9 protein-coding genes, 5 pseudogenes and 1 other annotated feature are annotated in these 13,242 nt (G+C 58.0%); of the genes and pseudogenes, 9 read left to right on the forward strand and 5 right to left on the reverse strand.

Annotated elements, in window-relative coordinates; all coding sequences use genetic code 11:
* Positions 1-33: 33 nt before the first annotated feature.
* Genes EDE05_RS17300 through EDE05_RS17310 form a run of 3 tightly spaced genes read left to right on the forward strand, consistent with a single transcriptional unit; the run spans position 34 to position 3,836 of the window.
* Positions 34-654 (forward strand): (2Fe-2S)-binding protein, encoded by a 621-nt coding sequence (locus EDE05_RS17300; protein ID WP_112803409.1) that lies wholly within the window; start codon positions 34-36, stop codon positions 652-654.
* A gap of 3 nt (positions 655-657) precedes the next feature.
* Positions 658-1,659 carry a xanthine dehydrogenase family protein subunit M gene (locus EDE05_RS17305; protein ID WP_112803411.1) on the forward strand — a complete coding sequence of 334 codons (1,002 nt, stop codon included), beginning with the start codon at positions 658-660 and terminating at the stop codon, positions 1,657-1,659.
* Positions 1,656-3,836, forward strand: a complete 2,181-nt coding sequence (locus EDE05_RS17310) for a xanthine dehydrogenase family protein molybdopterin-binding subunit (protein ID WP_134102039.1) — start codon at positions 1,656-1,658, stop codon at positions 3,834-3,836. Before EDE05_RS17305 ends, EDE05_RS17310 begins: the two co-directional genes overlap by 4 nt.
* A 61-nt stretch (positions 3,837-3,897) precedes the next feature.
* Here EDE05_RS17310 and EDE05_RS17315 read toward each other — a convergent pair whose 3' ends face one another.
* Positions 3,898-4,803 (reverse strand): LysR family transcriptional regulator, encoded by a 906-nt coding sequence (locus EDE05_RS17315; RefSeq protein ID WP_134102042.1) that lies wholly within the window; start codon positions 4,801-4,803, stop codon positions 3,898-3,900.
* Between the two features lie 120 nt (positions 4,804-4,923).
* Between EDE05_RS17315 and EDE05_RS27515 the strand changes: the two are divergent.
* Together EDE05_RS27515 and EDE05_RS17325 are read left to right on the forward strand one after the other, a co-directional pair.
* Positions 4,924-5,203: pseudogene (locus tag EDE05_RS27515) on the forward strand (MBL fold metallo-hydrolase); the annotation flags it as partial.
* Between the two features lie 56 nt (positions 5,204-5,259).
* Positions 5,260-5,915, forward strand: a pseudogene (locus tag EDE05_RS17325) (IS3 family transposase); the annotation flags it as partial.
* Positions 5,544-5,660: a sequence feature (AL1L pseudoknot), on the forward strand. It overlaps the preceding pseudogene by 117 nt.
* Before the next feature lie 322 nt (positions 5,916-6,237).
* On the opposite strand, the gene EDE05_RS17330 reads toward EDE05_RS17325, so the two are convergent.
* Both EDE05_RS17330 and EDE05_RS17335 read right to left on the reverse strand, forming a co-directional pair.
* Complete coding sequence (locus EDE05_RS17330) at positions 6,238-6,825, reverse strand: RES family NAD+ phosphorylase (RefSeq protein ID WP_134102045.1); 588 nt, start codon at positions 6,823-6,825, stop codon at positions 6,238-6,240.
* A complete protein-coding gene (locus EDE05_RS17335) occupies positions 6,822-7,520 on the reverse strand; it encodes a hypothetical protein (RefSeq protein ID WP_245519930.1) in 699 nt (232 codons plus the stop codon). The genes EDE05_RS17330 and EDE05_RS17335 overlap by 4 nt, the downstream gene beginning before the upstream one ends.
* A 317-nt stretch (positions 7,521-7,837) precedes the next feature.
* On the opposite strand from EDE05_RS17335, the gene EDE05_RS27260 reads away from it, so the two are divergent.
* Positions 7,838-8,104 (forward strand): hypothetical protein, encoded by a 267-nt coding sequence (locus tag EDE05_RS27260; RefSeq protein ID WP_245519936.1) that lies wholly within the window; start codon positions 7,838-7,840, stop codon positions 8,102-8,104.
* Positions 8,105-8,132: 28 nt separating this feature from the next.
* Here EDE05_RS27260 and EDE05_RS17345 read toward each other — a convergent pair.
* Positions 8,133-9,736 (reverse strand): annotated as a pseudogene (locus EDE05_RS17345) (ISL3 family transposase); the annotation flags it as partial.
* An 85-nt stretch (positions 9,737-9,821) separates the two neighbouring features.
* On the opposite strand from EDE05_RS17345, the pseudogene EDE05_RS17350 reads away from it, so the two are divergent.
* The 3 genes and pseudogenes from EDE05_RS17350 to EDE05_RS17360 form a co-directional block, all read left to right on the forward strand.
* Positions 9,822-11,245 (forward strand): annotated as a pseudogene (locus EDE05_RS17350) (ISL3 family transposase); the annotation flags it as partial.
* A 173-nt stretch (positions 11,246-11,418) separates the two neighbouring features.
* Positions 11,419-11,826: an SH3 domain-containing protein gene (locus EDE05_RS17355; RefSeq protein ID WP_166675477.1), complete on the forward strand. Its 408-nt coding sequence runs from the start codon at positions 11,419-11,421 to the stop codon at positions 11,824-11,826.
* Positions 11,827-12,406: 580 nt separating this feature from the next.
* Positions 12,407-12,595, forward strand: a pseudogene (locus EDE05_RS17360) (dienelactone hydrolase); the annotation flags it as partial.
* A gap of 92 nt (positions 12,596-12,687) precedes the next feature.
* Here EDE05_RS17360 and EDE05_RS17365 read toward each other — a convergent pair.
* Positions 12,688-13,113, reverse strand: coding sequence for an EF-hand domain-containing protein (locus EDE05_RS17365; RefSeq protein WP_134102051.1), 426 nt, complete (start codon positions 13,111-13,113; stop codon positions 12,688-12,690).
* Between the last annotated feature and the right edge of the window lie 129 nt (positions 13,114-13,242).

Here is a 13,242-nt window from a genome sequence, read left to right on the forward strand (position 1 = left end):
GCGACATGCATCTTGCGACCATGAGGAGACTAGATGTCGGACCAGAGAGATCTGCGAAATTTGAAAACAACCAGGCGACAGGTACTCGAAGCCGGCGCCCTTGTTTCGATGGCTGGAACAATTTTGCCCGCGACATCGAATGCCCAAGCGCCAGATTTGATGCCTCCCCGCGAGAACGGAACAACGGTCCAGATCGCGTGCCGCATCAACGACCACCCCTTTAGCTTAGTGATTGATGCAAGAGCGTCGTTGTTGGACATGTTGCGTGAACGTTTGGGTTTAGTTGGCACAAAAAAGGGATGCGACCACGGTCAATGCGGAGCCTGCACGGTTCATATCGACGGCCGTAGAGTTGCTTCCTGTCTGACGCTGGCAGCCAAAGTCAATGGCCGCGAGGTGACCACCATCGAGGGTGTAGCGGGTGCTGACGGCCTTCATCCGATGCAACAGGCTTTTATCGATCACGACGCTCTGCAATGCGGGTACTGCACACCCGGGCAGATCATGGCCGCGATCGCATGCGTCAAGGAGGGGCACGCTTCAACGCCGGAGCAAATCAGAGAATATATGAGTGGAAATATCTGTCGATGCGGTGCCTACGTCGGCATCATTGCGGCTATCGAGCAGGCGGCTCCCCAGATCGAGCGGAGTTGAATCATGAAAGCGATATCTTATGTCCGTGCCAGGAACGTTGGTGAAGCAATCGAAGCGTTTGCGGCGGCAGGCGACGATGCGCGCTACATCGCTGGCGGCACCAACCTCTACGACTTAATGAAACTCGGGATAGAGCAACCGCGCCATCTGATCGATATAGCGACGCTCGAAGGCGCTGACACGATAGATACGAGCGGGGATCACCTATTCTTTGGTGCTGGTGCGCTGATGGCTGACGTTGCAGAGGACGCCGTTGTCAAGCGTGAATACCCCATTCTCGCTGAAAGCCTCTGGAAAGCTGCCTCTCAGCAGCTTCGCAATATGGCAACCGTCGGCGGCAACCTCCTGCAGCGCACTCGCTGTCCCTATTTTCGGAACGGCGCGAATGGTATTTATCCATGCAACAAGCGAGCACCAGGCTCCGGATGCGCGGCGATCGGTGGGTTAGATCGTACTCAAGCCGTATTGGGAGTAAGTGATGCGTGCACCGCCGTGTCGCCGGGCGATTGGCCCGTCGCTCTGACGGCATTGGATGCAGCGATAGAACTACGAGGACCTGCGGGGATGCGATCGGTCCCCATCGCAGAGTTTTATCTCTTGCCCGGTAAAACTCCCCACCTGGAATTCGATATTGGGCCAGGCGAAATCATAACGGGCATCTCAGTGCCCAAAACTGATGCTGGTCGAAATTCAACCTACCTTAAGGTGCGTGACCGCCAGTCCTACGCTTTTGCGCTGGCGTCTGCTGCGGTCGCCCTCAAAATGGATGGTGGGCGGGTGGCGCGGGCGCTTATCGCTTTGGGTGGCGTTGGGACCCGGCCTTGGCGCGCGGGCGCGGCGGAGCGTCATTTGACTGGCCAAACCCTCGACAGAGCAGTGGCTTTGGACGCTGCCAAGGCGGCATTTGCGGATGCCAGAGCCGGCAAGCACAACGCTTTCAAAGTCGAACTTGGGGCTCGAACCCTTGCTGACGCCATCATGAATGCCGGAGGGAAGATCCAATGACACTGGAACCGACGCCTGACCGTCCCCGAATCGATGCCTACGAGAAAGTTCTCGGTCGCGCGTTGTACGCCGCCGATCATCCGGTCGCTGGGCTGCTTCATGGGATGACGGTTCCTGCGGCCATTGCTAGAGGATATATTGAGGCAATCGATATTACTGATGCGAAAAACGTACCGGGAGTCGTGCGAGTTTTCACGCACGAGGATTTTTCGCAGATTAAAACGACGCCTGCGGCACGTGGGGCTTACGGACAGCCTGGCAAGGGCTACCAGCCCATGACGAGCCGACTTATCCGGCACCGGGGTGAGGCGGTCGCTCTGGTGGTCGCGGAGACGCTCGAAGCTGCAATCGAAGGAGCAGAGGCAGTCAAGGTGCGTTATGTTCCCGAGCCATTCAGCGCGTCGATGGATGACGCCCTCGCGAAAGCAGAGCAAGAGGCCGCCAGCAAACTTTCGTCCGGCGACGCGGAGTCCGTCTTCGCTTCCGCAACCCACCGCATTGATGTCGAGTATCTACATCCTCAACAACATCACAACCCAATCGAGCTAATCTCGACCACCGCGGCATTCGAGGAAGGCAAAATCGCAATCTACGAAGGGACGCAGGCGGTAGCGGCCTTTGCAGGCGGACTTGCCGGCATGATGGGAATTGAGCCGCAAGCGCTTCGTGGCGTCAGCCCCTACACCGGAGGCGGATTCGGTCAGAAGAACGGCATACAGGAGCAGAGCGTACTGGTTGCAAGTGCAGCTATGGCGCTTCGCCGGCCGGTCAAACTGGTTATGCCACGCAGCCAGCTATTCCACACGGCATCCTACCGCCCGCACAGCCGACATCGGGTACGCCTCGCCGCAGATGATGAAGGTCATTTGCTTGCGGGCATCTACGAAACCGTTCAGCAAAACAGCCAATACGACGGTTTTGGCTGCGAGCATGGCGTCAATCCTCCCCGCATGTATAATTACGGCAGTTGGCGGGGAAATGACCGGATCATACGAGTCGATTCCCAAACGCCTGGGCACCAGCGTGCGCCGCATGAGCACCCCTCGAGCTATGCCACCGAATGTGCTATGGACGAACTCGCCGAGGCGCTGGCAATAGATCCCGTCCAGCTCCGGCTTATCAATGACACCCATCGCGACGTACTCACGCGCAAACCGTTTTCATCCCGTTACCTGGCCGAATGCCTCAGGCGTGGCGCAGAGCTATTCGAGTGGGGTCGACGTGCGCGCCAACCCGGCAGCTTGGTGGCTGCGAATGGTGAACGCATCGGTCTCGGCGTTGGATGCGGCTGCTACAAAGCATCGATGACGCCTGCATTAACGACACTTCGCCTTTCAGCCACTGGGCGATGCGAAATCACCACGTCCGGCCACGAGATGGGACAAGGCTTGCGCAGCGTTATTGCGGCCGAGCTCATTGAGGTTCTAGGCGTAGATCCAAACAAGCTGGAAATTCGCATCGGTGACACTGGTTATGCGCCCCAACACGTTACCGCTGGCTCCTGGGGGACGGGGAGCGTGGCGCCGGCGGCGCGGACTGCGGCATTGAAACTTCGCGAGGAACTCAGTCAACTAACCGGAGCGCCGCTCTCGGACGAGCCCGTCCATGTCCAGCTTATGCGAACCCGCAGACCCGTTCTGGAGGTGTCGGTCGATACTGTGCCCTTGGGCAAGGATCGACAGGCAATCGACCAAATTCGGAAAGGTATTCCGTCTACGACTGGCCCTGAATATCCCGATTTTATGGCGTTCAGCTGGATCGCACATTTTGCTGAAGTTCATGTCGAGCCGTCGACCGCACGAGTACGCGTAAGACGTGTCGTTAGCGTCGCCGACTGCGGCCGAGTCATGAACCGCCGCACAGCTGAAAGCCAAGTCCGGGGAGGCGTCGTTTGGGGTATTGGTGCCGCTTTGCGTGAAGCGGGAGAAACTGATCCGCGGTTCGGTGGCGTTCTGAACAACGACCTCGCCGAATATATCGTTCCCGTTAACGCCGACATTGGCCGGATTGAGGTCGATTTCATCGATGAGCCGGATCCAAAGCTGAACATTTCCGGCGTGAAGGGGCTGGGTGAAGTCGCCATGGTCGGTGCGACTGCAGCTGTCGTCAACGCGGTATATAATGCCACCGGCAAGCGCATCAGGCACCTTCCAATCCGCGTTGAGGATCTCCTCTAAGCCGCGGGTGCTGATACACCGCAAAGAGATCAATACCGAGCTGGGCGTCAACGACCGGCGGCTATCCGGTGGCGTCCCATTTGTAGCTTTTCATATAGTCGAGAAACGCGCGCATGGCCGCGCTGGGAAGCCGACGGTTAGGATAGTACAGGAACCAGCTTGGCAAGGAAGGGCGCCAGTCGACCAGGAGCTCAACCAACAGACCGCTTTCAATATGAGGTTTGGCATAGTCATCCAGAACGTGAGCAACGCCTTTGCCTGCCAGGGCTGCCTGAAGCTCATTGTGAGCCGAATTGAGCGTCAGGCGTCCCTCCGGCGTGACATCGAGTTCCTCGCTTCCGTCGGTGAATCGCCATGTCACCAGCGTACCGCCTGGGAACCTCCTCCTGATACAATCGTGATCGACAAGTTCATGCGGGGTTTCAGGCGTGCCCCGCCTTTCAAGGTAATCCGGTGAGGCAACAATCGCATATCTCAACGACGGCCCAAGCGGGACTGCGATCATGTCCTGGGCCAGTTGCTTGCCGAATCTTACTCCGGCGTCGAATCCCTGTTCGACGATGTCGATCACGGCGGCGTCACTGATGATCTCTATTTTGACCGCGCGATATATTTCCATGAAGTCGAACACCAGTGGGCACAGAAGATGATCAACCGCTGGAGCAGGCGCGTTGATCCGAAGCGTCCCCGTGGGAGTGTCCCTCAGTTCGTCGACCTCGGCAATCGCGAGCCTGATGTCCGCCAAAGCCGGTGCGAGGCGGTCCAGGAGACGCTGCCCGGCCTCAGTTGGGGAAACGCTCCTGGTGGTCCGATTGAGCAGTCGAATGCCAAGTGCCTCTTCAAGCGAATTGATTGTTTGGCTCAAGGCCGAGGAAGAGACGCCACGTTCAACCGCCGCAGCGCGGAAGCCACCGCAGCGGACAATTGCTACGAAGGCATCAAAACCATCCAGGCGCAGTACGTTCATTGCGAAGATAATCTTACCAAGCCGATCTGATTTCCATCACTTATCAGCGCGGAGCTCTGATGTCATGGTCTTTGTAGACGTACCAAAAGTCTCGTCCCGAGTGATGATGAAAGGAACCTGATCACCGTGTCTACCATTAATAGACGAACTCATGCTCTCTGCGGTATTTGGCGTCTCTAACGCGGTAATTCCTGGTTTGGGCAGCGAGAGCGCAGACGCACAGACAAGATCCTCCCAGAGTGGCAATGTTGGACACTATCGCTTTCGGGTCGGTGAAATTAAAGCGACGGTTTTGAGCGATGGCCTGATCGGCGGCCCTCCCCGAATCTATGCGAGGGACGCGCCGGAAGTGGAGCTTCAGGAGGTTCTGCGGCGGGCGTTCTTGCCAACTGACCACCTGGCACTCTGAACCGCACCGGCTTTGCCGGAGACTCCAACTCGTGAGAAGTAGGGTCTATGACAAGCAAGACGACAAACAAGGTTTCTCCTGAAGTCCGCGCCCGCGTCGTGCGAATGGTGACGGAGCATGAAGCCGAGCACCCTTCCCGGTGGGCGGCAGTATCTTCCAAAGCCGCCAAGATTGGCTGCTCGGCGCATGCGCTCAATGAACGGGTGACGAAAGCCGAGGTGGACAGCGGCGAGCGGGCTGGCCTGCCGAGTGACGTCGCCGAGAAGATGAAGGCTCTGGAGCGGGAGAACCGCGAGCTTCGTCAGGCCAACGAGATTTTGCGCAAGGCGTCCGCATATTTTGCCAAGGCGGAGCTCGATCGCCCACTGAAGCGATGATTGCCTTCATCGAGGAACACCGGTCGGTGCTCGGGGTCGAGCCGATCTGCAGACTGCTGCCTATTGCCCCGTCCACCTATTATGAGGTCATCGCCAAGCGCCCGGACGTGGACCGTCTATCGGCCCGCGCCCGACGCGACATTGCCATGAAGGTCGAGATACGCCGGGTGTTCAACGAGAACTTCCAAGTCTACCGCGTGCGGAAAGTCTGGCGACAGTTGCTACGGGAGGGTTACGACATCGCCCGTTGCACCGTCACTCGGCTTATGAGGGTAATGGGGCTGCAGGGCATTATTCGCGGCAAACCGATCCGCACGACGATCAGCCCTCCGCGAAGTGTCGCATACAGAGGAGCCAACTGGAATTGGGACTTACGAGCTCCAGCTGTGGCTTGGTCTGAGGGGCAATCTACCTCGCGGGTGGAGGCCCATATCGAGTGCCTGAAGCGAGAGGGTCCAGCTTTCTAAGGCGATTGCAGGCGGCCACTCCGCCAACTGCTCAAGCACGGAAGGCGCAGGAAGATCTCTGCAACTGGTTGACTGAACGGCAACTAGCTAGCTGGCAGCTCATTGACCGGCCGAATCATTCTCTGCCATCTCCCGCAACGTGAGTACGCCAACCCATTTGTGGCGGGCCAGGTTACCGCACTCACGGCGCAAATCCCACTCCGTAGGGTTCACCGATCCGCCAGAACCAATTCTGGTCGAGGTCGGTCCGCCGTTCTGTTTCGACAACGGCATCGGCCGCCCGATCGAAAAGTGCGTGGCAGAGTTCCGCATCATCATGACGAGAAAAATAGGCAAGGCCATCGGCCTCGACGGGATGTCCATACAATGCCTTCGACCAGGTCTGCGGAACGTCATATGGCAAGCCACTATGCGAGACTTCAGCTGTGGCGCCGAGCCGTGCGAGACCTGGACCGGCGAAGCGGATCAGCTTCAAATTTCTGTTAGTGCTGTAGCGGAGATAGGCTTTCCGTTGGAGTAGATCGGCGTCGATCAGCGTGCGGCCCGGTGTCCGCAGAAATGTTTCTGCGAAAGCACCGGCGATCTCCTTGGCAGAATAGAGCACGCCGTACGAAGCATCAGGAGCATTGAAGCGCCCCATCGTAGAGGTGTCGAAGAAGATCGGGTCCCGCTTGGCCGCGTAGAAGCGATGAAGGCTTTCTCCCGCCGGAAGCTCCACCAGTTCCGGCTGGCGCCGGTTGAGGTCGGCGGGAGGCAGCGGGCCGCTCACGCCCCCTGCTCGCCGTGCCGCCTCGCAGCGTCAAGCACGATATCAACGTTGCCGGACTTGAGCAGATCGATGGGCCTGCGGTTGTCCAATCGCACATCCGGGTGGGAAAGGAAGTTGAGCACCGACCATGGATTGCTGGTCTGCAAGGCTTCACGCACAGCTTTCAGACCGGGCACGACCGTACCGTCGCGGTTGAATTGGAGTGTCGGATAGCTGCGACGATTGCTAGGGCCGGGAACAGCCAGCAACGAACCTTCCTGCACGCGCTTGTCGACCGCCTGCCGGGACACGCCGCGCATCAATGTGCGGACCTGATCGAGGTCATAGGCTCCGCCGGCGTCTCGCAGATCCTCCTCGGCGATGCGGATGCCTTCGAGCATGGCCCGGCTGCGGGCATCTGGCTCGAAAGCCGACCTGTCTACGAGCGGCTTTGAATCGGCCCGAACTTGACCGGGCTCTTTCTCGATCACTTCCGTGACACGAGCGACACGACCAAGGGTGGTCTTCCTGATTTCCCTGACGGACTCCGGCCTCGACGACACGATCGCAACCTTGGCCCCGGCAGGCAGCTTGAACCCAGAAAGCGCCTTGATGGCATCGCCCTTCATGGTGAACATCGTTACTATGCCCAACGGCGTCTTGCCGCGGGTTTTCGCCGAACTCCTCGATTTCCTCGAATGTGTCTTGTCGATCATAGCTCATCTCCGTCGTCCTTAATATGGAGAATGACGCAACTTTGTCAACCGAGACAACTAAAGCAACGTCCAAGCCGCAGCCGATTTACATTGCGTTCCTTGAAATGCACTTACTCAACCGCCTCCACCAGGTCGCAACCGAAAGCGTGCTCGGCGAGGATTGTGGTCAAGGTCGGACGCCGATAAGGGCCAACATTCCGGACGATGACGTAATTGCTGCCGCATATCCCAGTCTCCTCGATGGCGGCAAACTGGTCCCAGTGACAACGGGACATCACAATGAACAGTATGTCGGATTGGACGTCTCACAGAAGGAGATGGCTGTTTGCGTCGTTGACGAGACCCGTCGCCTGATCTTCGAGGGCAGGGCTAAATCGGATCCTGGCGCTTTGGTGGCGCTTCTCGCGAAGAAGGCCCCGCATGCTGAACGCGTTGGCTTCGAGACCGGTGCTATGTCGAGTTGGTTCTGGCATGAACTGAAGAGGGCCGGTGTGCCGGTGGTCTGTATCGAAGCGCGGCACGCGCATGCCGTTCTGTCGGTCCGGATGAATCTGAAGCTTCGATCCTGTCATTTTGGCACTTAAACGGGGTCATCCTCAAATTGTGATTCAGCGGCAGCATTCTCGCCCTCATCAGTTCTGGGCCGGCGCGACCGTATATTGCTCGTTTCAGCATCTTGAGGCGGTTGATCTGCCCTTCCGCTTGACCGTTGCTCCAGGGGAGTTCGATTGCATTTTTGACGGCATCGATATCCCGGCGCAAAACGCTGGCGAAGCGCATGATCGCCGTGAGTTCGGTATCAATGGCATCGTCGATCCATTCATCCAGTGCCTCCGAGCTCCTGCTGCGCAAGATGCCGTGGAAGCGCATGGCCAAGCCACGCATTATGGCGAAGACCGTCGAGCCCTGTTTCAAGGCATTGACCTTTCTGGCCTGACGATCGGTCAGCAGGCCGCGCGGTTTTATGCACAAAGCTGCAGCCACCACAGACGGGATCATATGGCCCGTGTCGGGATCGCGGACGGGTTCTGAAACATCCACATCCGGAGGCGGCTCGTCGGATTGAAGATTTCCGACTTCACGCCACACCTTCAACAGGCGCTCCAGATTGGAGCGGCTGCCCGTGTAACCGCGGTTCTTGATATCGTAAAACAAATGGCGCCCAACCCGGTTTCCATTTTTCCAGCATTCAGCCAGGAAAGCTTCAAAATCCAATGGCGAAGTCGGATTCAATGCCGTCCGATTTCTATCTCGAGGTGCATTGGAAGTAAGCCAATTTGCGATGCTGCGGCGCTCGTATCCGGTCCGCCTTGCAATCTCGCTCTAGGTGAGGCTTGCTGCCGCAAAGCTTGAAGCGTGTCGAATATTTCCTGACGAGATTGCCTGTGCGCCAAGCGGGCGCGGCGCTGTTGTGACCTGGCGCTGACGATAGCATCTTCGGAGAGAATGGGTCTGACATGGGCGTGACCATAAACGCTCATCTGTTCCTTGATTGCCTCCCTGAGATTTTGGACCAGATGAAAACGATCAGCGACCTGGCGAGCCTGCGGTGCGCCCTCCCGGGCTGCCTGGGCATATAGGCCACAGCGATCTCGGCTAACGACCTCGATAGTCGGACGTTCTCGCAACCATGCTTTTGCGCTCTCGACGCTGCGGTCGTCCAGAACATCGACGACCGAATGACGCTCGAGATCGACCATGATCGTGCCGTAGCGCGAGGAATGCCGCCAGCTCCAATCATCAATGCCCACAACGAATATTGTCTTTTTGTATGGACACCGGATTGTCGCGCTTCAGTTGTCGCAAGATCGTGTCGTCGCTGACCGGTATGCCGAGCCGACGCATCAAGTATTCACCCGGGCGACCGCCCATCTGCGGCCAATCAAGCCCACTATCTCAGCCATCCGTTCAGTTCGTCGCATGTAGGGCGAAGCAATCTCGGGCAACCTGTCGGTGAATGTCCGTCGCCCGCATTTTCGGTGTCTACACTGCCACCGGTTCAGTGCGAGGTCTATTTTCACAACTTGACCCTGAACAGGCAAGTCCTGGAGGCGGCGGTTATGCCAGCCGTGCCGCTGCCGGCTTCGCGCTCCGCAATCCGGGCAGATACCCACAGGTTTCGCAGTGGCAGAAACAACCCAGTTCTCTGCATCTTGAAGGGCGATACCCAGAACTTTGACCCCTGGGCCGGGCGACCATTTCAATTTCGTTCGCATCCCCGCTGATAGCAATAGCGGCGCTAACACTCTGTTAACCACAGAAATTGAGGAAGAATCCGTTTAAGTGCCAAACGACAGCGGAACAAGATCAGAGCGGATACACAGCCGTTATCACCGACGCCTGACGGATCTTCCCATTGCAGGAAAGTCTGTGCGATTGGTTATTGCCGCACGCCGGTTCTACTGTGACGCAGTGATGTGTGGCCGAAGGATCTTTACCGAGCGGTTCGAGGCAGATGTCCTGGCGCCGTGGGCGCGGCGTACTGCGCGACTTGATCATATCGTCCATCATCTCGGGCTTGCTTTGGGTGGGCACCGGCGGCGACTATCGCCCGCAGACTAATGGTGCCGGTCAGCAACGACACCTTGTTGCGCGTCGTCCGACGGCGCGGCACGCCGCGTTTCGTCCCGCCGACGGTGATCGGCATCGACGACTGGGCGTGGCGGCGCAACCAGCGTTACGGGACGATCATTTGCGATCTCGAACGGCGTAAAACCATTGCACTTCTGCCGGACCGAGAGCCGGCAACCGCTCAGGCCTGGCTTTTGGATCAGCAACAGATCAGTATTGTCGCCCGCGACCGCGGTGGCGCCTACGCCCTTGCTGCAGCCAAGGCACTGCCTGAGGCAACCCAAGTGGCCGATCGATGGCATTTGATGGAGAACGCCAGTCGGGCATTCCTCGACGCCGTCCGGAAATCCATGCGCCAGATCAGAACAACGATCGGGTCCGCAACGATCAATCCGGACCTGCTGACGGCCGCTGAGCGGATCCAATATCAGGGATATCTTCATCGAGAAGACACGAACGCCGTCATTCTGGACTTGGCCAAGTCTGGTGTTGCAATCAAAGAAATCGTTCGTCGCACCGGTCACAGTCGTGGCCTCGTCAGGCGAGTGCTACGCGGTCAGCGATCCGAGGTGTTCCGCGTGCGGGAGAACTCGCTTGAAGTTTACCTCCCATGGCTCGACGCACAGTGGAGTCCCGGTCACCGCAATGGCACACAGTTGTGGCGAGAGCTGACGCGCCAAGGATTCCATGGCTGCCTTCGCGTCGTAACCGAATGGGCGACGCGTCGACGAAAGGCGGAAAGGATGGATTGCGAGGCGTTGAGCCGTACGCCGTCGGCACGGGCTGTCGCACGCCTCATGACCATCGGTCGCGACGATCTCTCCAAGTCTCAGACCGTTACGGTTGCCGCGATTGAAGTCGGCGTGCCGCAACTCGTGGAAGCGCGGGAAGTCGTCGCCGCTTTCCAAGCCATGATCCGCAAGAAATCTCTCGCCGATCTCGAACCATGGCTGGAACGCGCCCGATCAAGCTTGGTCGCGGCCTTCGCCAATGGTGTTGCCAAAGACCGAGCAGCCGTGAGTGCCGCGATCAGTTCGCCCTGGTCAAATGGACAGACAGAGGGGCAGATTACCAAGCTCAAGCTTGTAAAACGCCAGATGTACGGCCGAGGGAAAATCGACCTCCTTCAGGCCCGCGTCATTGGCGCCGGATAGTCCCCTGACCACCAAAACTGCGTCAGAGCCAATTTTGCACGCCGAAACACACTTAGGGCGGAGGCGTAGATCGCCTGCACTGTAGATAGAGATGCCCATGTCCGCGTAGGAGTTTAGTCAGCCGGCCGTATCACGGTGAACTCAACCCTTCAACCGAGATGCTGGAGACAATCATGCTCAAGAAATCACTGTCCCTTCTTCTACTTCTTTTCACCTCTACATCGGCTTTGGCCGCATCGGCAGTCACGCAGGCAGACCTCAATTTGAGGACAGGCCCAGGCGTTGGGTATCAGCCAATCACCACGGTCCCAGTCGGCCGAACCGTCGCTGTGTTCGGATGTCTCGATCAGGGCCGCTGGTGCGACGTCAGCTGGAATGGATATCGCGGCTGGCTGAGCGGCACCTATCTTGGGGCGGTGCACGTTCGCGTACCCATGATCACCTATGACCCCGTCGTCTACGAGCGCTATTACGTCGGTCAGCCCTACTACAATCCGAGAGCGGCAGCACGGCGCGATGCAAGGATCGAATATCGGGTTCACCGGAGAATGGATCGTCGTTGGGAGCGTTGGACTGATTGAGCAACGCGCGTCCGGGTGAAGCGGTAGGCACATGCCCTGAAGGCCGCGGCTTCCATGTTTTACTTCAGAGAGGGCGCCCGAGATGCTCAATTCTTTAGGCGCTACATACCCAAAGACTCAGATAACGCGTCTGGAGATTGCGTGTGCAGAGTTCGCCCGACTGGGCGAACTCCTCCTTATGATTCCCATGTCCGCAGCTCAGGGCTGCTGATTACGGGACCGAATGACCGAAACTCTTGAATGCTCACCACTGGGGCATCTTCGCTGAAAAGATGCTGCCGGCTGGCGCGCGTGGGGGAAACACGAATGACTTTGTGGAAAATGAAGGTGAACAGAATCTTCTATCGGTTATTTATTGAGGGCAAGCAACGGAACGGACCCACTTCTCTCCCCTCAATAAGCTCCAAGGGATGCTCTCGATCAGCTCAATTGTTCTTTCAGTCCGAACATATTCTGGTGGACATCGGCGTTCGGCGCGAAGAGATCTGGCATTCAAGACCGCAACGAGCTTGGCTTGAGCAGTACAAAAAACTGGGAAACTGATCGAACGTGCACCAAACCATGTCACCCGGAGGCCTTTATGAGTGAGGTCTTGCTGTTCCACCACCCACAGGGGCTGACCAAGGGTGTGCGCGCGTTCGCCGACGACTTGCGGGCCAGCGGTCACATCGTGCACACGCCGGACCTGTTCGACGGACGCATGTTCCAGAAGATCGACGAGGGTCTCGCCTACATCGGAAAGATCGGATTCGACGAGATGCGGGAGCGGCATAGGCTAAAATCAGCAATGTAGCTGTGCCCAATGCGGTGATTATCTTAATCATGGTTTTGGATCTCTCCATTTGAGAGGGAGGGCGGCGATTAACGTTTGCGCAGAGCCCTGAGTTCAGAGAGGGAAAGGCTGCGGTCGCCGTTGCTGTCTGCGTGCAGAAGACGATCAGGAACGAACTGAGCAAATTCGGCCCTCGCAATTCGACCATCGCCATTCGTGTCCATCCGGTGTGCTTGCGTTTCCAAGCCCCCAGCGGTTGCCATTTGAAGCCTACCGCCCGCTCTCGCACGCTCAAGGGCGACCTTTGCCTCATCTTTATCGAACACGCCATTTCGATTTGCGTCCAGACGATCGAACACAATGGCGCGCGCCGCCTGCAGCTCACTGAACTGAAGTGCTCGGTCACCATTTTGATCCATTTGGCGGAAGGCCTGACGGGCCTTTTGTCCGTCTGCCGCACAAGCGCTCCCGGTCGCCAGAAAAAACATCACGCAAGCCAGCGGTTTCACGTTCATTCTATTCTCCCCTTTTCTCAGATGGGATTGGCATCAATGCCCTCTTCTACGGGCGCTGACCGGGGGGCCTACGAGCGGTCTCGCTTTTTTTCTGTTTGAGGGGAAGGATCTCTGCTGCGTGCTCCGCCT

It is taken from the genome of Neorhizobium sp. R1-B, assembly GCF_004368875.1.
Taxonomy (GTDB): domain Bacteria; phylum Pseudomonadota; class Alphaproteobacteria; order Rhizobiales; family Rhizobiaceae; genus Neorhizobium; species Neorhizobium huautlense.

Bases quoted from the DNA above. Each gene is read 5' to 3' on its own strand.
- EDE05_RS17335 (WP_245519930.1), bottom strand. From the start codon at position 7,520: ATGATCGACAAGACACATTCGAGGAAATCGAGGAGTTCGGCGAAAACC.
- EDE05_RS17310 (WP_134102039.1), top strand. From the start codon at position 1,656: ATGACACTGGAACCGACGCCTGACCGTCCCCGAATCGATGCCTACGAG.
- EDE05_RS17355 (WP_166675477.1), top strand. From the start codon at position 11,419: ATGCTCAAGAAATCACTGTCCCTTCTTCTACTTCTTTTCACCTCTACA.
- EDE05_RS17305 (WP_112803411.1), top strand. From the start codon at position 658: ATGAAAGCGATATCTTATGTCCGTGCCAGGAACGTTGGTGAAGCAATC.
- EDE05_RS17300 (WP_112803409.1), top strand. From the start codon at position 34: ATGTCGGACCAGAGAGATCTGCGAAATTTGAAAACAACCAGGCGACAG.
- EDE05_RS17365 (WP_134102051.1), bottom strand. From the start codon at position 13,113: ATGAACGTGAAACCGCTGGCTTGCGTGATGTTTTTTCTGGCGACCGGG.
- EDE05_RS17315 (WP_134102042.1), bottom strand. From the start codon at position 4,803: ATGAACGTACTGCGCCTGGATGGTTTTGATGCCTTCGTAGCAATTGTC.
- EDE05_RS27260 (WP_245519936.1), top strand. From the start codon at position 7,838: ATGGCTGTTTGCGTCGTTGACGAGACCCGTCGCCTGATCTTCGAGGGC.